Annotated in this window: 18 protein-coding genes; 12 read left to right on the top strand and 6 right to left on the bottom strand. The window is 49.6% G+C overall.

The window, feature by feature from the left end:
* The first annotated feature begins 516 nt into the window (after positions 1-516).
* The 5 genes from ACTRXD_RS14150 (at position 517) to ACTRXD_RS14130 (ending at position 8467) form a co-directional block, all read left to right on the top strand.
* On the top strand, positions 517-4728 hold the full coding sequence (locus tag ACTRXD_RS14150; protein WP_442432443.1) for a chemotaxis protein CheB: 4212 nt from the start codon (positions 517-519) through the stop codon (positions 4726-4728).
* 507 nt (positions 4729-5235) lie between these two features.
* Entirely contained in the window at positions 5236-6267 is a 1032-nt protein-coding gene (locus tag ACTRXD_RS14145) for a chemotaxis protein CheB (RefSeq protein WP_442432442.1), read from the top strand.
* A 724-nt stretch (positions 6268-6991) separates the two neighbouring features.
* Positions 6992-7297 (top strand): hypothetical protein, encoded by a 306-nt coding sequence (locus tag ACTRXD_RS14140; RefSeq protein ID WP_442432441.1) that lies wholly within the window; start codon positions 6992-6994, stop codon positions 7295-7297.
* 63 nt (positions 7298-7360) lie between these two features.
* A complete protein-coding gene (locus ACTRXD_RS14135; protein WP_442432440.1) occupies positions 7361-7741 on the top strand; it encodes a hypothetical protein in 381 nt (126 codons plus the stop codon).
* A 24-nt stretch (positions 7742-7765) separates the two neighbouring features.
* Entirely contained in the window at positions 7766-8467 is a 702-nt protein-coding gene (locus ACTRXD_RS14130; protein ID WP_442432439.1) for a S16 family serine protease, read from the top strand.
* A gap of 9 nt (positions 8468-8476) precedes the next feature.
* Here ACTRXD_RS14130 and ACTRXD_RS14125 read toward each other — a convergent pair whose 3' ends face one another.
* The 3 genes from ACTRXD_RS14125 to ACTRXD_RS14115 are packed head-to-tail and all read right to left on the bottom strand — an operon-like array spanning position 8477 to position 12377.
* Positions 8477-10459 (bottom strand): response regulator, encoded by a 1983-nt coding sequence (locus ACTRXD_RS14125; RefSeq protein ID WP_442432438.1) that lies wholly within the window; start codon positions 10457-10459, stop codon positions 8477-8479.
* Positions 10456-10899, bottom strand: coding sequence for a response regulator (locus tag ACTRXD_RS14120; RefSeq protein WP_442432437.1), 444 nt, complete (start codon positions 10897-10899; stop codon positions 10456-10458). Before ACTRXD_RS14120 ends, ACTRXD_RS14125 begins: the two co-directional genes overlap by 4 nt.
* A gap of 14 nt (positions 10900-10913) precedes the next feature.
* A complete protein-coding gene (locus tag ACTRXD_RS14115) occupies positions 10914-12377 on the bottom strand; it encodes a sensor histidine kinase (protein WP_442432436.1) in 1464 nt (487 codons plus the stop codon).
* Between the two features lie 366 nt (positions 12378-12743).
* Between ACTRXD_RS14115 and ACTRXD_RS14110 the strand changes: the two genes are divergently transcribed.
* The 5 genes from ACTRXD_RS14110 to ACTRXD_RS14090 all read left to right on the top strand — a co-directional run bounded on the left by ACTRXD_RS14110 (position 12744) and on the right by ACTRXD_RS14090 (position 15759).
* Positions 12744-12929, top strand: coding sequence for a hypothetical protein (locus tag ACTRXD_RS14110; RefSeq protein WP_442432435.1), 186 nt, complete (start codon positions 12744-12746; stop codon positions 12927-12929).
* 24 nt (positions 12930-12953) lie between these two features.
* Entirely contained in the window at positions 12954-13106 is a 153-nt protein-coding gene (locus ACTRXD_RS14105; RefSeq protein ID WP_312746513.1) for a DUF3309 domain-containing protein, read from the top strand.
* 51 nt (positions 13107-13157) lie between these two features.
* Positions 13158-13628: a hypothetical protein gene (locus ACTRXD_RS14100; protein ID WP_442432434.1), complete on the top strand. Its 471-nt coding sequence runs from the start codon at positions 13158-13160 to the stop codon at positions 13626-13628.
* Positions 13629-13709: 81 nt separating this feature from the next.
* Positions 13710-15284 carry a cytochrome B6 gene (locus tag ACTRXD_RS14095; RefSeq protein ID WP_442432433.1) on the top strand — a complete coding sequence of 525 codons (1575 nt, stop codon included), beginning with the start codon at positions 13710-13712 and terminating at the stop codon, positions 15282-15284.
* Between the two features lie 64 nt (positions 15285-15348).
* Positions 15349-15759, top strand: coding sequence for a hypothetical protein (locus ACTRXD_RS14090; RefSeq protein ID WP_442432432.1), 411 nt, complete (start codon positions 15349-15351; stop codon positions 15757-15759).
* A gap of 88 nt (positions 15760-15847) precedes the next feature.
* Here the strand turns inward: ACTRXD_RS14090 and ACTRXD_RS14085 are convergent, their stop codons facing one another.
* Together ACTRXD_RS14085 and ACTRXD_RS14080 are read right to left on the bottom strand one after the other, a co-directional pair.
* Positions 15848-16576 (bottom strand): BON domain-containing protein, encoded by a 729-nt coding sequence (locus ACTRXD_RS14085; RefSeq protein WP_442432431.1) that lies wholly within the window; start codon positions 16574-16576, stop codon positions 15848-15850.
* Between the two features lie 257 nt (positions 16577-16833).
* On the bottom strand, positions 16834-17328 hold the full coding sequence (locus ACTRXD_RS14080) for a hypothetical protein (RefSeq protein WP_442432430.1): 495 nt from the start codon (positions 17326-17328) through the stop codon (positions 16834-16836).
* Between the two features lie 231 nt (positions 17329-17559).
* Between ACTRXD_RS14080 and ACTRXD_RS14075 the strand changes: the two genes are divergently transcribed.
* Positions 17560-18174, top strand: coding sequence for a superoxide dismutase (locus ACTRXD_RS14075; RefSeq protein WP_442432429.1), 615 nt, complete (start codon positions 17560-17562; stop codon positions 18172-18174).
* 408 nt (positions 18175-18582) lie between these two features.
* Positions 18583-19236 (top strand): response regulator, encoded by a 654-nt coding sequence (locus ACTRXD_RS14070; RefSeq protein ID WP_442432428.1) that lies wholly within the window; start codon positions 18583-18585, stop codon positions 19234-19236.
* A 101-nt stretch (positions 19237-19337) separates the two neighbouring features.
* Here the strand turns inward: ACTRXD_RS14070 and ACTRXD_RS14065 are convergent, their stop codons facing one another.
* Positions 19338-19997 carry a response regulator gene (locus ACTRXD_RS14065; RefSeq protein ID WP_442432427.1) on the bottom strand — a complete coding sequence of 220 codons (660 nt, stop codon included), beginning with the start codon at positions 19995-19997 and terminating at the stop codon, positions 19338-19340.
* Positions 19998-20341 lie beyond the last annotated feature (344 nt).

Below are 20341 nucleotides of genomic sequence, written 5' to 3'. Positions count from 1 at the left end.
CTCACGTACTCAGCGTACGCTCCGCGCGTAAAAACCGCTGCGGCCTTGCTGAACGGACTTTTTTGAACCGACCCGGAGCCTTTGATGAGTAATCGAATTCTAGGCAAATTTGCCATTGAAAATCTTTATTATTCAACAATCCCAACGAGTGTTGCGAACTGGTCATCTCATTCATCATCCTGACTCGTGGCGGGGGATAGGTCCACGGATTGAAATCCGACCAAATGATACTGTTGATTTTGTGTTGACGAGTCGTGGTGTCCACAGACGGAGGATGAAATCGGATGATCGCCGGCGCATGCTCTTTCTTTGAAACCGTGAGGTAGGGTAAGATCCACGCCTCAATGAAAGTCAAGACTTATAGTGACTACAAAAAAAAACTCTTCCAAGTCTCAAGGGAAATCCTCGCTTTTCCCCTCACCGAAAAGATCCGCGCCCGTTAAAAAACCACGGAAGTCCTCAACTAGCCCCAAGGCTCCTGCTTCAACACCAACGCCTTCACCACATTCCCAGGGGGTGGCCACTGACACCTCATCCAATTCGTTTCCCATAGTCGGGATCGGCGCTTCGGCCGGAGGGCTTGAGGCATTAGGCGGGTTCTTTTCAACGCTTCCTGACGATAGCGGAATGGGTTTTGTGGTGATCCAGCACCTGGCTCCCGATCGTGAAAGCCTGATGCCGGAATTGCTGACGCGGAAGACCTCCTTGCCGATTCATGTGGCGGTAGATGAAACGTTAGTCGAACCCAATCATATTTATATCATTCCTCCTAACACGCAATTGAGCATCGATGGGGGATTTTTGCGAGTGGACCGTCCTTCACAATTGCATGGCCTTCGCACGCCCATCGATAAGTTTTTCCAATCCCTGGCCGAAGATCAGGGTCCATTTGCCATCGGGGTGATTCTGTCCGGCGCAGGGTCCGACGGAGCAGTCGGGCTTCGATCCGTGAAGGAGCATGGCGGGGTAACGATTGCCCAAACGGCCGAAACGGCCCAATTCTCCGGAATGCCGACGAGTGCCATTCTGACCGGATTGATCGATCATATCCTACCGGTCGAAGCCATCGCGGAGGTGCTGATTCTCTATGCAAAATATTTATACGAACTACGGGACGGCAAGGGACTGGAAACCCTTCGTACAGAAGCGCTGAATCACTTAGACGTGATTTGTTCGCATCTGCATCGTCGGACCGGACACGATTTCAGTGGCTACAAACGAAATACGATGGGTCGGCGGGTTCAGCGGCGCATGCAGATTCTGCACATTGCCTCTCCCGCGAAATATGTCAAACGATTGCGTGAGGACCCGGAGGAAGTCGATGGGCTGTTTAAGGAGCTGTTAATCGGTGTGACGCAATTTTTTAGAGATTCGGACGCGTTTACGTTTTTCTCCGGCACGATCGTTCCCAAGATCGTGAAATCCAAGCAAAACGATGAAGCCATCCGGGTCTGGGTACCGGGTTGTTCGACGGGAGAAGAAGCGTATTCGCTGGCTATGCTCTTTTATGAATATCTCCATCGGGAAGATCTCAGCATCCCTATTCAAATCTTCGGGACGGATATTGATGAACGGGCATTGGATTTTGCCCGCCGTGGACGATATCCGGAGAGCATTCGGGAAGATGTGCCACCCGATCGACTATTTCAGTTCTTTGAACAGGAGGGTTCCGGCTATCAGGTTGCCAAGGAAATACGCGAGTTATGCATTTTTTCTTTTCATAATCTCGTCGGCAATCCCCCGTTTTCCCGCATGGATGTGATTTCCTGCCGGAACCTGTTGATCTACATGGAACCCGATCTTCAGAATCAGATGTTTGCCGTGTTTCATTATTCCCTGAACCCTGAGGGTTATCTGTTTCTCGGTGCGTCGGAACAGGCGGAAGACCAATCCCGATTCTTTCATCCCTTGAATAAACGCTTTCGGGTGTTTCAACCAAAAGAGCTCATGTACCGCACCTTTCCCAACTTTCCGATACGGGGACCGCGTGGCCGCCTGCCCACTCCGAAACCTGCTCTGTTTCCCCAGATTCAGGACCCCTTCACCCAGACCTTCGATCAACTGGTGAGAGAGGAGTACGGTCCTCCCGCAGTGTTGATCGATAAAGAGTGCCATGTGCAATATGTCTCCGGCCGGACGGGAACCTATCTGCAGCTTCCCTCCGGTTCGGTCGATGTGAATTTGATCAATATGGTCACGCCGGATTTGCGTATGCCCTTGCGAACCGGAATTTTCAAGGCCGTGAAAACCGGCAAGGAAGTGGTCATCCCCAATATTCAACTGGCTCTGAATGATGATAGGCAAATTGTGGATATCATTGTTCGTCCGCTGTTTCATGCCAAGCAATCATCCGATCTGCTGATGGTGGTCTTCCGAGAGAAAGGACTCATCTGGAAATCTTCTCAAGCCCCGAAGAAATACTCGAAAAACGAGCACCGGACGATCAAGGAACTGGAGCAGGAAATTCACACCACCAAGGAGCATTTGCAAACGGCTCTGGAAGAACTGGAGACCTCCAACCAGGATTTGAAATCTTCCAATCAGGAATTGATGTCGGTCAATGAGGAACTGCAATCCGCCAATGAAGAACTGCAAACATCCACGGAGGAATTGCAGTCGATCAATGAAGAATTGGAAACGGTCAATGCTCAACTCTCAGGGAAAGTAGAGGAACTGGATCACGCCAATAGCGATATGGAAAACCTCTTTCGGACGACGGATATTGCCACGTTATTTCTGAATGCCGATTTGGGTATTCAGAAATACACCCCCGCTGCGCAAAAAATGTTTCAGTTTTTGGATGCCGATCTCGGCCGGCCCATCACGCAATTGTCCTCATTTTCTGAGGATAAAACGTTAATGGGGGATGTTCGGGAGGTCCTGCGCAGCTCACAGCCTAAGGAACGGACGCGACGGTTTTCTCATGACACCCGGACATTTTTCTCACGAATGACTCCCTACCAAAGCAACAACAATGAGGTCGAGGGAATCGTGCTGACCTTTGTGGACATCACGCAGCTTCGCAATGTGGAAGATCAAGTGCTTCGTTTCTCTCAACAACAGAAGGTGATGGCCGACTTCGCACAGTTGGCGCTTCAGGAAAGAGATGTGCAGAGGGTCATGGACGCATGTGTGAAGCTTCTGAGTCAGACCTTACCGATCGAAATGGCCAAAGTGCTTGAATTTTTGCCGGGAAAACAGTCTCTCCTTCTTCGCGCCGGAGTCGGGTGGAAAGAAGGATTGGTCGGCCATGCCGTGGTGGGCACCGAACTCAATTCACAGGCGGGCTATACCCTGATCAGCCAAAAGCCGGTTATCGTCCAGGATCTATCCCGGGAAAGCCGGTTTTCCGGTCCCTCCCTGTTGATTGATCATCAGGTGACCAGTGGCATGAGTTGCATCATCCGGGATCAGGACGGCAATCCGCATGGCGTGCTCGGTGTGCATACGTCGTCGAGTCGGGAGTTTGAGGAGAAGGAGGTGGAGTTCCTACAAACCATGGCCAATATTCTGGCCTCGGCCATTCACCGGAAAAATATCGAAATCAAACTGCAGTCCATGACGGAATCGCTGGAAGGCCGCGTGGCTGAACGGACACAGGAACTCGTTCAGCATCAACACCGGCTGCGTCAACTGTCCTTAGACCTGATTCTCACTGAAGAACGGGAACGGCGTCGCATTGCCACCGAATTACATGATTATCTGGGACAGTTGCTGGTTGTCGGGAAGATAAAAATCAGTCAGTTGCAACAAGCCGATCTTTCGAATCGGCAGGCACCTCTTGTGCGGGAAATGGAAGAATCTCTGGATGAGGCGTTGCAATACACGCGGGATCTCATTCCTCAAATCAGTCCACCCATCTTGTATGAATTTGGGTTCATGGCAGCCGTCCGATGGTTGGCCGAAAAAATGGGCCGGTATGATTTGCACGTCACCGTGACCTCTCATGTTGAAGATCATCTGTTGAATCTTTCGGAATCCGATTCAATTATTCTGTATCATGTCATCAGGGAATTATTGCTGAATGTGAAGAAGCATGCCCAAACCCAGGAAGCCTCGATTCTGTTCAATCAAATCTCACCGGAGTTGTTTGGCATAGAAGTGGCGGATCGCGGATGTGGTTTTGATCTGTCCTCAACCCGTGAAACTCATTCCCACAATGAAAAATTCGGACTGTTAAATGTGCAAGAACGCGTGGAAAGTCTTGGAGGTGAATGTGAGGTGCTTTCGACCGTCGGCGAGGGCACTCGGGTGCTGATCAAGATGCCCTTTTCCCTTCCAAACGCTGAGTCGGAGGCCATTCAGCCCTCCTCTCCTGCCAAGGCTGTGGAGGTTCCGAATTCCGGGAAAAGGGAGGAAAGCATTCGGGTCGTGCTTGCGGATGACCACCCCATATTCCGTGAAGGATTGGGCACCATGTTAAATGCCTGCCACGATATCCAGGTGGTCGGAGAAGCCGAAAACGGCGAACAGGCGGTTGAGCTTGTTCAGGCTCTCCATCCTGATGTGGTGGTGATGGATATCAATATGCCGGTGATGAACGGAATAGAAGCCACCCGTCTCATCAAAGCCGGCTATCCGTCTATCTATGTTATCGGGTTGTCCATGCACGGGGATCAGATCGTGACGAAGAACTTTGCAGAGGCTGGAGGAGATGAATATGTCTCCAAGGGGGATTCCTTTGGTTCCTTCGCCGAAGTCATTCGATCCAGTCAAAAAAATCGATGATGTCTCTTGAACCCTTCACATAACGGATTACGCCCCCAAGCAAAGAAGTAAAGCGAAAGAAGCTCGCAATACCTACCGCACGCGTGAAGATCCTTTTCGACCTCCCGGTTTTACGGTTGTCATGCTGAGCGGCAGGCGAAGCATCTCGCCAAGCCGTGACCCGGTTGGGCCGGGCTCAGATCCTTCGTCAGACTCAGGATGACCAGGCCGAGGTTAATGATTGTTCCACAATACCGGTGTCCGGCTGAGCGGCAGGCGAAGCATCTCGCCAAGCCGTGACCCGGTCGAGCCGGGCACAGAGCTTTCCCGTCTCTCAGGATACATTTCTTTGTGGCTGGCTATGGAACAGCCATCCCTTCACTTGGACCAGGGCAGAAGAACTATATTTTTCATTTGAGTCTTTCCGCATTTTGTCCATGTTGTTTGACATTCACCTTCTGTTTCACTGTGACCAACCGGTATTCACTAGTGTCGTGGCGAGCCGGCGAGTCTCTACAGAGTATCCCCATGAGCCAATCCTCACATCCCGACATGATTGTCATTGGAGCGTCGGCAGGAGGAATTACCGCGCTCAAAAAGCTGGTGTCCTACCTTCCCCAGGATTTGCAAGCTTCGATATTGGTCGTTCTCCATCTCGGGTCGTATTCGACTTCCACGGTTGATGCCATTTTATCGGATGCCGGGCCTGTGCCTGCTACATTTGCCAAAAATGGAGAATTCATTTCCTATGGGAGAATGTATGTGGCTCCTCCGGATTTTCATCTGCTGATTGATAAGGATGTGATGGTCCTTTCCAAGGGACCGCGAGAAAATCTTTGGCGGCCGTCTATTGACACGTTATTTCGTTCAGCGGCGGTGTCCTATGGCGTGCGGGTTGTGGGGATTATTTTATCAGGATATCTGGATGATGGCGTGGTCGGCCTCCTGGCCATCCAGCGGTGCGGGGGGATGATTATGGTTCAGGATCCCGCAGAGGCTCTGTTTCCGGATCTGCCGAATAATGTGCTGGCTCATATGCGGGTCGATTATTGTTTGCCGGTGGAAGATCTGGCCCGCCAACTGATTCAACAGGTCAAGACCACGGTCGGTCCGGAATTTCCTCCTCCTGAAGATCTGATTGAGGAAAACGTCACCGTCAATGCGTATATGAGTCATCTTCCCCCCCGGCAAGTCAAGGGGGAAGTGGCCGGGCTCAGTTGCCCCGAATGCGGAGGGACCCTTTGGGAACAGGCCCAGGGTTCCTTAACCCGGTATCAATGTCACGTCGGGCATGGATTTACCGAGCAGTCTTTGTTGGCAGGAAAATCGAATAGCCTGGACCGGGCTTTGTGGACGGCCTTTCGCCTCATGGAGGAGCGTGTAGCCCTCCTGCAGAAATGTATTGCCAGAGCTGAATACAGCGGTCGCCGGCACAGCCTGAGCTTGTATCAAAAAGAGCTGGAACCCCTACTGCCTCAATTACAACAATTTCGGGATCTGTTAAGTCAGAAATCTTCGCTTCCGGTTGAACCTTCCATGCCAGCCAACACGTCTGAATGAAGGATGCCCAATCCGACGGGTTTCTCCTGATTGTTGAGAAGGATGCCCCGAACCGACTGTTGAACACCGCACCATACTTTTCAGAGCGGTCTGAATCAAAAAAAAATTTACCATCTTCCATGACCGAAGCAGGATGTTCAAATAGGCTGGCCGGTTCGGTTTGGTGTGTTTTCAGCGTGAGCGCATAACGTTCCAACCACGTTCTGGCGGATTGGTTTCATGCCGGTACGGGGATCTTCGCTATTGTCGATGCCCTACAGGGAGTGTTGAATAATAATAATTTCCAAGGGCCTATTGACCCACTGGCACGTTGCCTATTAGAGGCCTCGGGGCGGTTCAAAAAAGCATGCCCTGAGTCTTCCCGAAGGGTTCGTCCAGTCCTGTCCTGAGGCTTCTCGAAGGAAAGGCCGCAGTCATTTTTGCGCGCAGAGCGTACTTCCAGTACGTGAGCACGGAAAAATGGCGAGAACGCCGCTGGCGGCTTTTTTCAACAGCCCCCTACACGATGCGCAGCCTGGTTCGGTCTTCCTCTTCATGGGCATGAAATCATTCCCGTTGGCGTGATTCCCTCTTTCGTCCATTCATTACCCTCTTATTCCACTCGACATGTTTCAAGGGATCTTCAGGTCTAGACCTAGGGTTTTGGGTAGTAGTCGCTTTCGGGGTGGGAAACTACAGTCAGATCATGAATATAAATTATTTTAATTCAAAAGAAGGAGGCGTTATGCAAACATTTACCCTGACCGCGATGAGAACCGAGCACCCCGAGGTGTTCCCTCAATTGATTCACCAAATGCAACAATCACATTGTTCACGGTGCGGAGGAACGATGGTCGAAGAGACGTATATGGATATTTTCTCCGATTATGAGGATTTTAAGTTTCAGGCCAAGCACTGTATTCAATGTGGTGACGTCATCGACCCGTTTATTTTGCTGAACCGCTTGCGAACACATGCAGGTGAGACTCCGTCCGTAAATTCCTTCTCTCAGCCGCGGCATCGTGAAAATGGATTGGTGATGACCGGGTAAAAAAACATGGGTTTTTATTTTGGTGGGTTCGACCACAAACGGTCACAATAAAGGGCAACTATCATGAACGGCAAACAATGTAGCTTTTACTGGATGTGTAGCATTCTCCTGAGTCTCATGATGGCGGGAAATGGCATCGCCGCGGACATTCCGAAGGAACCCGGTGAGGCCAATCTCATCAATGAAGATGTGAATATCATTACGGGATTGTATATCCGGGAATACTCCTTACGGGGAGATGGAGTCGTCGATTATAAAACGGCCCGACAAATTATTTTTTATGAAAATAACAAATTTTGGAATACGGTCGTTGAAACGGTTCGATGGCCCTTGTTCTACTGGCTGGATGACGATCGAGATGGCGTCTTCGATCAATTTGTCGATCAGCGGGTCGAAGGAGATGAAGATTTTATCATCCCGTATTTGCCGGTTTCGGAGAATTAGTCTATGCATCATTTGAGAAGGGCAATGATCATCGGCAGCATTCTGGCATGGGCGATCCCTGGCGGATGGGCCTTCTCCTTCGCAAAACCGCCTGTGGCCGAACAGAGGTATTGGCAGAAGCAATCCGTGACCTTTCTGGGAACCACTCTTGACCTGGATGGTGAACCGATCGGAATTGTGGCTGAACTGGACATTTCATTTCGGAAACAGGAAGGTCAGGAAGCGTTGAACGTGGCCTTTTCGAGCGGACCGGGAAAATTTTCACCGTTAACTCAAGTGGCCATTCAATCCGGAATCGTCTCGGCGGCTCGCATGGCAGGGCTTGATCCAAAAACCTGGAATGTTTTTTTGAAATTTCCAAATCCTGGTGTGACGATTTACGGGGATAGTTTGACCGCGATGGTGAGTGTTGTGGCCCTGGCGATGGCTAACGATAACGCCATTATCCTGAACCACGTGATGACCGGGAAAGTGACCCATGACGGTCATATCGGGGCGGTGGGGGGAATCCCACTGAAAATTCAGGCCGCCTTTGAGGAACATATTCCAAGAGTCATTATTCCTGAAGATCAGTTTCCTGAAGACGATGATTGGCAGACGCCTTTTCTGATGCAGGTTTCTCCCGTCAATACGGTATTGCAGGCCTATCAGATGTTAACCGGAGCGACACTGTCGGGCACCGGAAACACATCCGGATTGATGGCGCAGAATTCCAACGAGAAATAAGAAAGAGGGCTAGGCGGGTTTTTGTTGACGCCGAAATTTCCTAACGATGGTGACTAAGTTTTCAGCCGGTCCTCCCTTCGTGACAAATGCCGCCGCTCCTGCCTCCCGGAACCATCGGGCCACGTCCGGCGTGTCGTACACGGATAATCCGATCATCACCGTGTCGGGAAAGAATTGTTTGATATTTTTGATGGCTTCCAGACCGTCCATCTTGGGCATGTGAAGATCCATCACGACGACATCGGGGCGGAGTGATTCACAGAGGGCCAGTGCCTGTTTCCCGTCTTCTGCCTCTCCGACGACTTCAAAATCTCCTTGAGCGTTCAGAATATGGCAAAACCCCTCACGGACCATCTTATGATCATCTGCGAGAAGAATGCGAATTTTTTCTGAAGGAGGACGGGAAACATGAGCCTTCTTGAGGGCATGCACCTGAGTCGGTTTGACAGTGCGTGGCTGGGGATCCTCCTGGCTGTGTTCAATGGGAATACGCAAAAGGACTTGAGTTCCCTCCTGCGGGGCTGAATGGAGAATCATTTCTCCGCCGAGGGCTTCCAATCGCTCTCGAATACTAAAGAGTCCAAAATTGGTCGGGGATTGTTCATTTCTCTCTTCAGGACTTTCATGAAACCCGCAGCCGGAATCCTTCACTTCGATCAGCAGATGGCTGTCCTGTTGAAAAGACAGATTCACCAACACCTCATGCACGCCGGAATGTTTAAGCACGTTATATAACAGTTCCCGAACGGATTGAAACACGAGAACAGCCTGATCTTCCGGCAGGTTTGGTGTCTCATCTGTACTTTTCAAGGTGACCGTTAATCCCTGTTTTCCCATTTCAGTTCCCAACCAGACCAGAGCGGCATGGAGTCCGAATTCATAGAGACAGGTCGGACTGAGTTGGCTGACCAGTGTCCGTGTATACGTCAGGGATTGATCCAGGAGGGCATCCGCTTCCTGAATCACCTTGACGAGGGTTTCCTTGTCGGAAATCGATTGACCTTGACTTAATTTTAGTCGACAGACGACAAGGAGCTGTGCCAGATAATCATGAAGGTCCGTCGCCAACCGGCGTCGTTCCCGTTGTTCGGTTACCGTGAGATCGGAAGCCATGGCGCGTAGCCGTTCCTGGTTGCGGGTGAGTTCCTGAGTACGTTGCATCACGCGCTCTTCCAATGTGCGATTTAATTCGGCTAATTTGTCACTGGTATCTTTTTGAGCGCTTTTGTCCCGGACCACCTTAGCAAACCCGATCAGCTTGTCGTTGGGGTCGCGTATGGCCGTCACCGCGCCGCTGGCCCAAAACCGTGACCCATCGGCCCGTACCAGCCAATTGTCATCGTCTCCTTTTTCTAGGGCCTCCGCCCTCCGCAATTCGGTTGCCGGGCGACCATTGCGCTGATCTTCCGGGGTAAAGAGTAAAGAAAAATGTTTATGCAATGCCGCGTCTTCGGGATAGCCCAAGAGCCGCTCAGCTCCGGAATTCCAATGCGTAATATTCCCCTCCAAATCAAGCATGATAAAAGCCAGACCGGTAGCGCCATCAACAAATAGCCGGTACTTTCTTTCATCATCCCGTCGAATCCGCTCATTCTTTTCCCGTTCCATGGCATAGTGCAAAATTCGGGAAAGTAACACGGCATTCATCAAAGATTTCGGAATATAATCCTGTGCCCCCAATTTGATGGCTTCAAGGGCCAGGGGTTCATCTTCGGTGCCGGTTAACACCACAAGGGGAATGGCCGAGTTTGCCGACCGGATTCGTTTCAAGGTTTCAAGCCCATTGGTTTCCGGCAGATTTAGATCAAGAAGGATGACGTCAAACGGCGTGGTGTGAAGGATGGTCAGAGCCTCTTTCAGCGTCGATACGCGGGTGATATGAAAGGGGGACATGCCGGAGGCATCCTTCAGCCGCTCGCGCACTAATTCTGCGTCGGCAGGATTATCCTCCACTAACAGGATGGAATGAGTCGGGGATGGGAGATCGCTCATGACTCTGACACTTTTGGAGGGAGTTTGACCACAGAGAGCCAGAAATCTTCGAGTGATTGAATCATTTTGATGAATTGCAAAATATCAATGGGTTTGACCAAATACGCATTGGCATGCAGATCGTAACTCCGCAAGACATCTGCTTCGTCATCCGAGGTGGTTAACACCACCACGGGAATTGTGCGGATGTGCGGGTCGGATTTGATTTCCTTCAGAACCTCTCTCCCGTCCTTTTTGGGAAGGTTTAAATCCAACAGAATAAGGTCCGGTCGGGGAACCTGTTGAAAGGGTGCTGTCTGTCGAATGAAGCCCATGGCGCTGACCCCGTCTTGAACCACATGAAGGGTATTCTGGAGGCGAGCTTCCCGAAAGGCTTCCTGGGTCAGCCGGATATCAGCGGGATTATCCTCTATGAGTAAAATTTCAATAGGATTCTGCATGAACATTCTCCGGTTTATTTAGGTAGAGTAAAAGAAAACTTGGATCCACTTCCCGGTTCGGATTCCACCCAGATGCGGCCTCCACGGCGCTCCACGATTTTTTTACATATGGCCAGACCGATTCCGGTCCCCTGATATTCTTCCCTCGTGTGCAGTCTTTTGAACGGAAGAAAGATCCGCTCGAAATATTCCGATCCGACGCCGATCCCGTTATCCTGTACCGAAAAGATCCACCCGTCGGACCCTTCCTCAGCAGATACATGAATATGGGGCGTTTTCGGGCCGTGAAATTTCATGGCATTGGTAATCAGATTCTGGAGCAGATGTTGAAAATGCGACCGATCGGTCTGGATGGTCGGAAGAGGGTCATGAGTGATCGAAGCCTGTTTGTCTTCAATGGCCATGCGGAGATGTTTGAGGGTTTCATTGAGCACATCCCCGGCGTTGACCGGAACAGGGTTCAATTCCTGGGCCTGAATTCTCGAATATTTCAGGAGGTCTTGAATGAGGGTTTGCATGCGATTCGCTCCATCCGTCACGAATCCAATAAATTCCTGACCCTGTTTGTCCAATTGCTCTTTATAGCGCTCCGACAACAACTGCGTAAAGCCATGAATCGTGCGGAGGGGTTCTTGGAGATCATGAGAGGCAATATAGGCAAATTGTTCAAGATCCTCGTTTGATTGCTTAAGGGAGGCTGCGTGGCTGGCCAAGGTGAGGTTTTGTATAGCCAGGAGATTCTCCATTTTCTTTTGCTGAGAAATATCCCGTGCAATTTTCGACGCGCCGATCGCATTTCCCCATCGGTCAATAATGGGAGAAATGGTCAGGGATACCGGTATTTCCTGTCCGTCTTTCCTCCGCCGAATCGTTTCAAAATTTTGAATCGGCTTCCCACTCTGGAGTTTTTCCAGAATATCCTTTTCTTCGGCAATCCGGTCTGGCGGAAACAGAAATGGCATGTATCGCCCGATGCTCTCCTGTGACGAATATCCGAACATCTGTTCGGCTCCGTTGTTCCAACTGGTGACTTGCCCTTTCAGTGTTTGTCCGATAATGGCGTCAGGGGTGGATTCCACGATGGAGGCTAATCGAAGCCGGACCTCCATCCCCTGACGATATTGATAGGTGAGGAGGGCTGTGGCCCAAATCATAAAAAGCGATAATAGACGATTGGCCACGGCATTGCCGGCAATGGTACTCCCCGAATATACCACGTTCACGCCTGGGGAATAGATTATTCCAACAATGGCAAAGACCGAGCAGACTCCTGCGACGATGAAAGGGGATTTCGCATAGGGCAAATAGGGAGTCAGCATGATGGCACTCACATATAACATGCCAATCGCGACTCCTGTTTTGGTGAATAGATCCAACACGAAAATACCGACAATGAGAGCGCTGATGGATATCAGCAAGATAATATCCAATTTTTTTGCGTGAGCACCGGTTTTGATCCGCTCTTGAACCGTCATCATACGTTCACACTTTTCTTTCTAAACTGAAGAACAGTATGCGCATTCCCGTTTCTGTGTAAATATGGAGAAAGTGGACACCCAACCTTACCTCGAATGATGAGAAGGATGCGGCTCTCACTCGGCTGCGGTTAGGCAGAACCACGTTGGGGTCCTGTCGTGAAAGAACGAAATTCGGAAAAAGTATAGCTTCCACGAATAAGTCTTGTCTAAGAGTGAAAGTCCACATATGTGACCCCACCGGGTCATCCAGGGTTGTTGTTCAGTCAACCCAGGGTTTCTCTCAGGTCTTGCCGCCCAAACGATTCTGTATAAATAAAAAAAACAAGAATTAGAAGGCAACTGACACCCATAAGGAGAGCAACACCCATGAACACAAGTCTTGAACAGGAAACGGTTCATCCACAGAAATCGGGGCAGACGGGAATGTCGCGTTGTTTGTTCGGGGATTGGCCGCGGCGAATGGTGCTCAAGTTGGCTCTGCCCGTGACAGACTTACCGCTTTCCCTGTCGTCCTGCAAGGAACGCATGAGCACTGATGTGAAAGCCTGTTAAAAACAGGGAGGGGAAACCAGATCTATGTCAACGATCGTCTTAGTCATACTCATTCTTCTGCTGGTCGGGGCCTTGCCGGTCTGGCCGTACAGTTCGTCGTGGGGGCCCTACCCCAGTGGCGGGCTTGGATTGGTGCTGGTAATCGTGCTGATTCTGGCTTTGACAGGAAGAGTGTAAGCCTCGCTCTGAAACCTTTTTGTTTATCAAGAAAAGACGGAGAAGTTTGGTATGCCCTTAAGAAAAACCACATGGTGGACCCTAGTACTTGGATTATTCTTGTTGGGTTCAATGGGGGGGATGCTGTTGGCCTCTACAAACCCCACCGACTCAAAGGTATCAGCGACCAACCCGGGAAAGCCAATCACGACTTCGGCCTTACATATCGTGAATGAGGAAGGGAAGGTTCGTGCAACCCTGAGTCTGTGGGACGGTGAGCACCCGGCACTCATCATGGGAGATGATCACTGTGACCGTCGAACTTCTCTTGCCGTGTATGGGAAGGAGCGAACCGGATTAACTCTTTACGGAGAGGATTGTAAGCGGAGGGTGGCAATGGAAGTTCAGAGCGATGACCTCCCTATGTTCGTGTTGCGGGATCATTTGGATAATCCGCGGGTTCAAGTCGTGTTAAATAAGGACGGAAGTCCCCTGGTCCGGTTGTTTGATGCGAATGGAAAAGCCCTGTGGGAAAAGCCATAGCCTATTCAAAATATTTTATAACACTTTTTTTTCGAATGTCGGACATCGTGTCCCGACATAGGGCATAAAAGGAGGACACCAATGTCTACCGTTTCACGATTTATCAACACGACCTTGAGGATAAAGCGAATGCTCCTCACCGTAATCATATTATTGATCGCCGGTGGCCTTTTTGGGATGGTATTTGCTGCGGATCAGGACAACCCCAAAAGCTGGAAGGCGGTGCCGGGTCCGAAAGATTTGGTTCCTGACATTGGTCCCCCGGCCGTGGTGAAGGACTGGCAACGTGCCTATCCACAGTATCAACCCGTCGGAAAAGGCGACTCCCAAGAGGCACCGGACGCTAAACCGGGGACACCCAATCCTCCGGATATTCATACACTGGGGGGGCGGACCCCAAGTTCATTTGTGTTTGATCTGAGTCCTAAGGATCCCCTTGAAAAGGTGATTGAGCGGGAACGCCGGCAACGATCAAAGATCAACACACAACAGCAACAATTGCTTGAGCAACGGTATGATTTGTCCCCGCAATTTGTTGAAGGGGTCACGATGACGCGAGGGAAGCCCATACCCAAAGGGCCCACCGCTCGCTTACCGAAGGGCCTCAATTTTGAACAGCTCGGCAAAATGCCTCCGGAAGAGATAAAGGCCAAAGATCTCTTCCCCTACCTGCCGTTACCGCATCCGCTTCATTCAACAGGCGGCATGGTGTTTCCGTCGATGATGACGGATATTCATCCTGAGCGTGAACGGTTTGATGTCCTTCATGATGTGCCGGATCATTTTTTGCCGGAATTTCCACCTCCTCTGTTTTTAACAAACCGGCCGGACTTAGGAGATGTCTCACAAGGGCAGGAAATCACCAATGAAAATTTTTATGCGTTGTTCGATGGCATTCTCTCGCCGGTGCAATTTGACGGGGTTCGATTACTTGTCGAAAAAATACCTCAACAGCAATTTAATGCGACTGACGACCGGAAAACGATTGCACCCAGCCGGGGGGTTTCCTGTTTTGATTGCCATGTGAACGGGCATACCAATGGCGCCATTCATTTGAACCCGGATAACCGGCCTCAATTCTCACGGTTTCGCATCGAAACGCCGACTCTACGCGGCGTCAATATCCAGGAGGTCTTTGGATCCAAGCGAGCCTTGGCGTCCGTTGAGGATTTCTCCGAATTTGAAAACCGGTCCGCCTATTTCGATCATGATCTGGCGACCGCCGAAAAAAAAGGTCGTCGTGATTTAACCCGAACGGAAGTTATGAAAATGGCACAGTTTCAGAAGCTTGTCGATTTTCCCCCTGCGCCGAAGTTGGACCTTTTTGGCCGATTGAATTCTCAAAAAGCCAGCGAAAAAGAATTGCGAGGTGAAGCGCTCTTTTTTGGGAAAGCGAAATGTGTGGCCTGCCATACTGCTCCGTATTTTACGGATAACCTGATGCATGACTTGCGGGTGGAACGTTTTTATCATGGCCGGGCAGAAGGATCTATTAAAACGTTTCCCCTTCGGGGAATCAAAGATTCCCCACCCTATCTGCACGACGGTCGCCTCTTGACTCTCGAAGACACGGTAGAGTTTTTTGCCCTCGTCACTGGAGTTCAGTTGACCACAGAAGAAAAAGCGGATCTCTCCGCTTATCTTCGAGCCTTGTAAGGCCAAGGTTTTCAATTGAAGGATTGATGAGTTCGGTGTTGGATTCCCAGAAGGAGCATGCCCCATGAAACAACCGGCCGATGCCCATCAGGTCTTTATGATATCGTTGCGCTGCCTGGGATTCATATTGATTCTGGCATGTTTCCAATCGGAAGCGGCCTTGGGGGATAGTGTTCAGGAAACATCCCCCGATAGCATTCAATCCAATGGCCATTCAAAAAATCCGTCCGGTGAAGATACCCCCCTCATAGGCGGAGGTATCCGGACGCCCCCCGACATCGGCGCTTCAGGTACCTCATCTTCCACTCCTCCGGTTCGAACGGAATCACCCACCGACGAACCCGACATTCTTCCGGATGTCTCACCTGTTCCCACCGATCCCTCGACTCCGGAAAAGGCTCCGGTCAAAGAGAGTGAGCCGTTAGGACAACCCAAACAGCTTGAAAAGACGCCCAAAAAAATGGAACGCTTTTGATGAAAATTTTGAAGCCGTTTCCGTTCCCAAAAGAAATCCACTGAGAACCCATTGATGGCCTATGTGAGAAGTTGTTGGTACTCTCAATCTAATCTAATGTGGGATCGATCCATAAACGAATGCGGACATTTCTCGCTCCGGCTTCGTATGCGTTTTCCACCGCATCCACAATTTCCCCTCGATTCTCGACTCTTCCAGAGAGGGTGACGATCCCGTTTCGAGCTTCAACACGAATGGGAACCGAATTCACAAATGGGCTCCAATACAGCTCCTCTTCAACCGCTTCTTTCAAGTCCTGATCGGTCATCTTTTGCCATAAAAAGTCTTGGTTTTTGATACGAAGTTGATTGTTCACTTTGGTAGCTCCGGCGTCATAGGCGATTTCGACCACATCCACCAAGGCATCCCGATCTTCGACATATCCAGAGAGTACCGTTTCGCCCTGACCCACGTGAACCGTGATCTTACCGTTCTCATATGGACTGACTTCCAAACGCCGTTGAATGCGATATTTTACCTCTTCGTCTGACAGCACAGAGGTATTGTCGGCGGATCGCGGATCATGTGCTCCAGGAGTAATGGCTTCATCAAATCCTGCTGCAGGGACAGACAGGATCTGGCCGTTGGCATGTTCCCTTATGGCTACGATGAATAATACACACATCATCCATACGCAGACTAAAAAACGTTTGCATGGGGCATTCATAGGCACCTCCAGACGTTCCCATTCTCCGATTGGCCAGGAAGGGCGCTCCCTCCGATTTATTCCGGCAGCCGCCATGGCCGGAGTGATGGCAGAGGCCGGACAATTGCTCATCAAAACATATCAAAATGAGAAAAAAGGAAACCTGGGTTAAACCCTGGGTGTTCGAGTAATTTTCAGGGAGAAGTGTAGATGGGGATCGTGAGGAAAACCCGGGCATCTCTGGCGGAAAGAAATTAAGGAAATCGTTTCCTGCCGCGCAAACGGTCATCCGCAGATGCAGAATCTTCTCTTTTTTAATGTCCAGCGGTCAGAAATTTGTTCCCGATAGCAGAGTGGTCAATCCGGACTTCACCATGCCAGTTTTGTCTTCAATCATCTCCATCAACTGGTTTTTGGGTGGTTTCGTGGGTGGCATGAATGAGCTGAACCGCTTTTTCGGGATCACTTTCCGCCGCAAATGTTTCTGCGGCGGTAAGAAGCATCTCGGATTGTACCAATTGACTGTTTGAACCTTGTTTTGAGTGGGACTTGAGGAGTTTGAGGATATGGGTGGCTTTTAATGCCTGATCAAGCTGATCATCGTCAAGCAGCCGATGGATTTCCTGAAGAATGTGTGTATCGATTTCCGAAAAGGAGAGGGCCTTCTCCGTTTCAGCGGCAGGCGAGGTCTTGGGCGATTGGGAAATCCAGTGAATCGCCTCAGCCGAGAGAGTGAACCGATCATGGCGAATGGTTTCAATAAGAAACCGCAATACCTTCCACGCATGAATGGTGAGATCTTCAACTTTTTTCATGCCGAGTGTGGATTGAAGAGCCGATACTTCTTTGCTCATTTCATCGGATATCGTGAATTGGATTTTCATGTTTCACATGCCACTTTTACTTCTCATCACATCAACTTTAAGATATCGCAGGAAAGAGCGGGAAGGCGACTGGGCAAAACCCTGGCCGTAAGCCTTTTTTTGATCCCATCCTTCAAGTAGGAGGTTCAAGGGTTTTTCCCAGTTACGCTGTTGTGTATTTCCGCCTACATTAGGATCCTAGAAAAAGGTTGGAGCCGATTGTTGGATATGTGATGGGGGGATCTTATGCGCATGAAATCCAGTAATGATTATCCGGTCAAAGATTTCAAGCTCAAGGGATTGAACGGTATTTCAGATAAGACGTTAGAGATGCATTTTAAGCTTTACGAAGGCTACGTGAAAGCCACCAATTCTCTTTCCAGACAAATCGGGGAGTTTTTGATCGATGGACAGGTGGACCAGGAGGAAATGCCGGCCTATTCCGAACTCACCCGGCGGCTGGGATTTGAATATAATGGCATGGTGCTCCATGAATTGTATTTTCAAAATATGACCTCCCAGGCGTCCAAATCGCCCAAAGGACAGGATTCCCTGCTGAAAGCTCTTGAAGGCAGCTTTGGGAGTTTTGAGACATGGAAAACCGATTTTTCAAGTGTGGGCAAGATGCGCGGAGTCGGCTGGGCTGTGTGCAATCTCAATCCGGAAAACGGCAGACTCTCCAATCATTGGATCAGTCTTCATGAATTCGGCAATATTGCAGGTTTTCGTCCTATTTTAGTGATGGATGTGTGGGAACATGCCTATTTGTTGGATTTTCAACCGTCGGAACGAGGCCAATACATTGAGCATTTTCTTTCCCAAGTACATTGGGATGTGGTGGCCAAACGTTTAGAGGGGAGATTATGAACAACGCCATATACCATGGCTGGTGCCTGCCTGGGTTTGATATTCGTGATACCTCTCCAATCCCCAAACCCGATCCTAACCCCAACCCGGACCCTTTCCCTAATCCTGGACCACTTCCAAACCCTATGCCTGACCCACCGGAGCCACCCACTCCTCCTCCAACCCGTCCCCCCATACCAAAAATTCACTCATTTTCCCTTTCCTCATGAGCATACGTATTTTAATGAAGCTTGGATTTGTTGATCCACAGGATAGCAAAACCGAAGTGGTCAGGGCTCGTTGGTAACACGTAGAGTTTTGCCGTATTGGAATCAATTGGGTTGTTTATTGTAGACTTACATGCATGATTCTTTCATAATGTCGGTCCTAGATTTCATATTAACAATTTATCTTTAATTCTTTTTTTACATGAGCAAAGCGCGGGTACTCTTAGCTGAAGATCACGTTCTGGTTAGTGAGGGGCTGACCAAGCTGTTGGAAGCTGATTTCACATTGGTGGGGACTGTTGTCGACGGTCATGCACTAGTTAAAGCCGTCAAGAAACATACACCGGACATTGCCATCATTGATATTTCACTGCCGTTATTGAATGGGTTGGAAGCCGCCCGACAAATAAAAAAATGTGAACCCCAAACAAAACTAATTTTTCTCACTATGCATTCCGAGGAACATTTTGTCCATGAGGCCTTCAAGGCCGGTGGGGTGGGGTATATTTTAAAACAATCTGCGACGGCAGAATTAGTGTTTGCGATTAAGGAGGTGTATCAGGGGCGCACCTACGTTTCTCCTTCTATTGCCCAGGGTCTGGTCAGTCAAGCACTGAACCCCTCTTCTAATTCGAAAAAACCCTCTCAGGCAGAGACTCCCGCATTGACTCAACGACAGGTGGAAATCCTTCAATTGGTTGCTGAAGGAAAATCCAATAAAGACATTGCGGTCATTTTAAATCTGGCCGTCAAAACCGTGGAATTTCATAAGACACGGGTCATGCAGGTTTTAGGACTCAAAACGGCCTCCGAGCTCACAAAATATGCCATTTCCAATGGAATTATTTCTGTGTAACAGCTGGTCGATTACTTTGGATTCATTCTTTTCCTCCCGTAGCTTTTTTTAGCTCCTCCACCGCGATCGTAAGCGCCAGTTAGCTTGAGAAGGACACTCCCTTAGTCAAGGGGAGAAATTCCTAATTTGACAGCGTATTTCGTCAGATCTGCCTTGGAATGAAGACCGAGGGCCTGCACGATTTGCATCTTATGGAACGCGACCGTGCTTTGAGATATGGCCAACAAATTGGCTATGTCTTTCGCCGAGAAACCTTGAGCCACAAGCCTTAACACCTCCTGTTGCCTGGGAGTCAATTTTCCGGAAAGTTCGGTGCCCGGCATACCATCCATTTGGGCAAAAACCGCATTCTGTACTTCCTCAGGAATGAGGGGAGAGAGGTATTTCCGGTTTTCCAGAACTTGTTGAATCGCTGATAATAATTCGTTCCCTGCGGTTTGCTTCGGCACATATCCTTCTCCACCACTGCGGAACGCCTCCATGATAAAGGTAGGTTCTAAATGCATAGAAACAAAAATTATTTTAATTGATGGACATATCGTTTTTAACATTCGCGCAGCTTCGTATCCGTTTTGATCCGGCATTGAGATGTCCATGAGAAGAATGTCTGGCTTAGTTTGTCGGATTTGGCCGGCCAAATCACTTGCGGTATGAGCCTCCCCAACGATGTCATGATAGGGTTCAAGCAGTTTTTTACAGCTCTCTAATACAAGAATATGATCGTCAACAAGGAATAATCGTGCCCGCTTCGTTGTATTCATGTTGTAATAACGTCTGGTAGGTGACATTTCTCCCAGACAGATCTCACGTGAATTGAAGACTTTGAATTTCATTGCCAAAAAGACGTTCCACTTTAACATTTCCCAACATTTTCTTCTCCATACCGCTCTTTCCGTACTTTAATGTAGCCAGGATTGGCTCATTCGCCAACTGGACAAAACCCTTGGATAATTGCCTGCAATTATGACTGAATTAATGAATGTATGGCCCCGAAGGTTTTGTTGAATAATTGGTGATGGTTGATGTTGGACAAGAAGGATTGGCAGAATTTTCAGTATCCCTCTCTCCTCCTTGAGAAGCTTCTCGAGAATCGTCTCTGATGTGG

The organism is Nitrospira sp. T9, from assembly GCF_052156535.1.
Lineage (GTDB): Bacteria > Nitrospirota > Nitrospiria > Nitrospirales > UBA8639 > Nitrospira_E.
The sequence above is the reverse complement of the archived record's forward strand: the minus strand, read 5'-3'. Positions and strand labels throughout refer to the sequence as shown.

Excerpts from the sequence above, each read along its gene's own strand:
- ACTRXD_RS14125 (WP_442432438.1), bottom strand. The coding sequence starts at position 10,459 with ATGAGCGATCTCCCATCCCCGACTCATTCCATCCTGTTAGTGGAGGAT.
- ACTRXD_RS14075 (WP_442432429.1), top strand. The coding sequence starts at position 17,560 with ATGAAATCCAGTAATGATTATCCGGTCAAAGATTTCAAGCTCAAGGGA.
- ACTRXD_RS14080 (WP_442432430.1), bottom strand. The coding sequence starts at position 17,328 with ATGAAAATCCAATTCACGATATCCGATGAAATGAGCAAAGAAGTATCG.
- ACTRXD_RS14070 (WP_442432428.1), top strand. The coding sequence starts at position 18,583 with ATGAGCAAAGCGCGGGTACTCTTAGCTGAAGATCACGTTCTGGTTAGT.
- ACTRXD_RS14095 (WP_442432433.1), top strand. The coding sequence starts at position 13,710 with ATGTCTACCGTTTCACGATTTATCAACACGACCTTGAGGATAAAGCGA.
- ACTRXD_RS14135 (WP_442432440.1), top strand. The coding sequence starts at position 7,361 with ATGAACGGCAAACAATGTAGCTTTTACTGGATGTGTAGCATTCTCCTG.
- ACTRXD_RS14115 (WP_442432436.1), bottom strand. The coding sequence starts at position 12,377 with ATGATGACGGTTCAAGAGCGGATCAAAACCGGTGCTCACGCAAAAAAA.
- ACTRXD_RS14105 (WP_312746513.1), top strand. The coding sequence starts at position 12,954 with ATGTCAACGATCGTCTTAGTCATACTCATTCTTCTGCTGGTCGGGGCC.
- ACTRXD_RS14140 (WP_442432441.1), top strand. The coding sequence starts at position 6,992 with ATGCAAACATTTACCCTGACCGCGATGAGAACCGAGCACCCCGAGGTG.
- ACTRXD_RS14085 (WP_442432431.1), bottom strand. The coding sequence starts at position 16,576 with ATGAGCAATTGTCCGGCCTCTGCCATCACTCCGGCCATGGCGGCTGCC.
- ACTRXD_RS14130 (WP_442432439.1), top strand. The coding sequence starts at position 7,766 with ATGATCATCGGCAGCATTCTGGCATGGGCGATCCCTGGCGGATGGGCC.
- ACTRXD_RS14090 (WP_442432432.1), top strand. The coding sequence starts at position 15,349 with ATGAAACAACCGGCCGATGCCCATCAGGTCTTTATGATATCGTTGCGC.
- ACTRXD_RS14100 (WP_442432434.1), top strand. The coding sequence starts at position 13,158 with ATGCCCTTAAGAAAAACCACATGGTGGACCCTAGTACTTGGATTATTC.
- ACTRXD_RS14120 (WP_442432437.1), bottom strand. The coding sequence starts at position 10,899 with ATGCAGAATCCTATTGAAATTTTACTCATAGAGGATAATCCCGCTGAT.
- ACTRXD_RS14145 (WP_442432442.1), top strand. The coding sequence starts at position 5,236 with ATGAGCCAATCCTCACATCCCGACATGATTGTCATTGGAGCGTCGGCA.
- ACTRXD_RS14065 (WP_442432427.1), bottom strand. The coding sequence starts at position 19,997 with ATGAATACAACGAAGCGGGCACGATTATTCCTTGTTGACGATCATATT.
- ACTRXD_RS14110 (WP_442432435.1), top strand. The coding sequence starts at position 12,744 with ATGAACACAAGTCTTGAACAGGAAACGGTTCATCCACAGAAATCGGGG.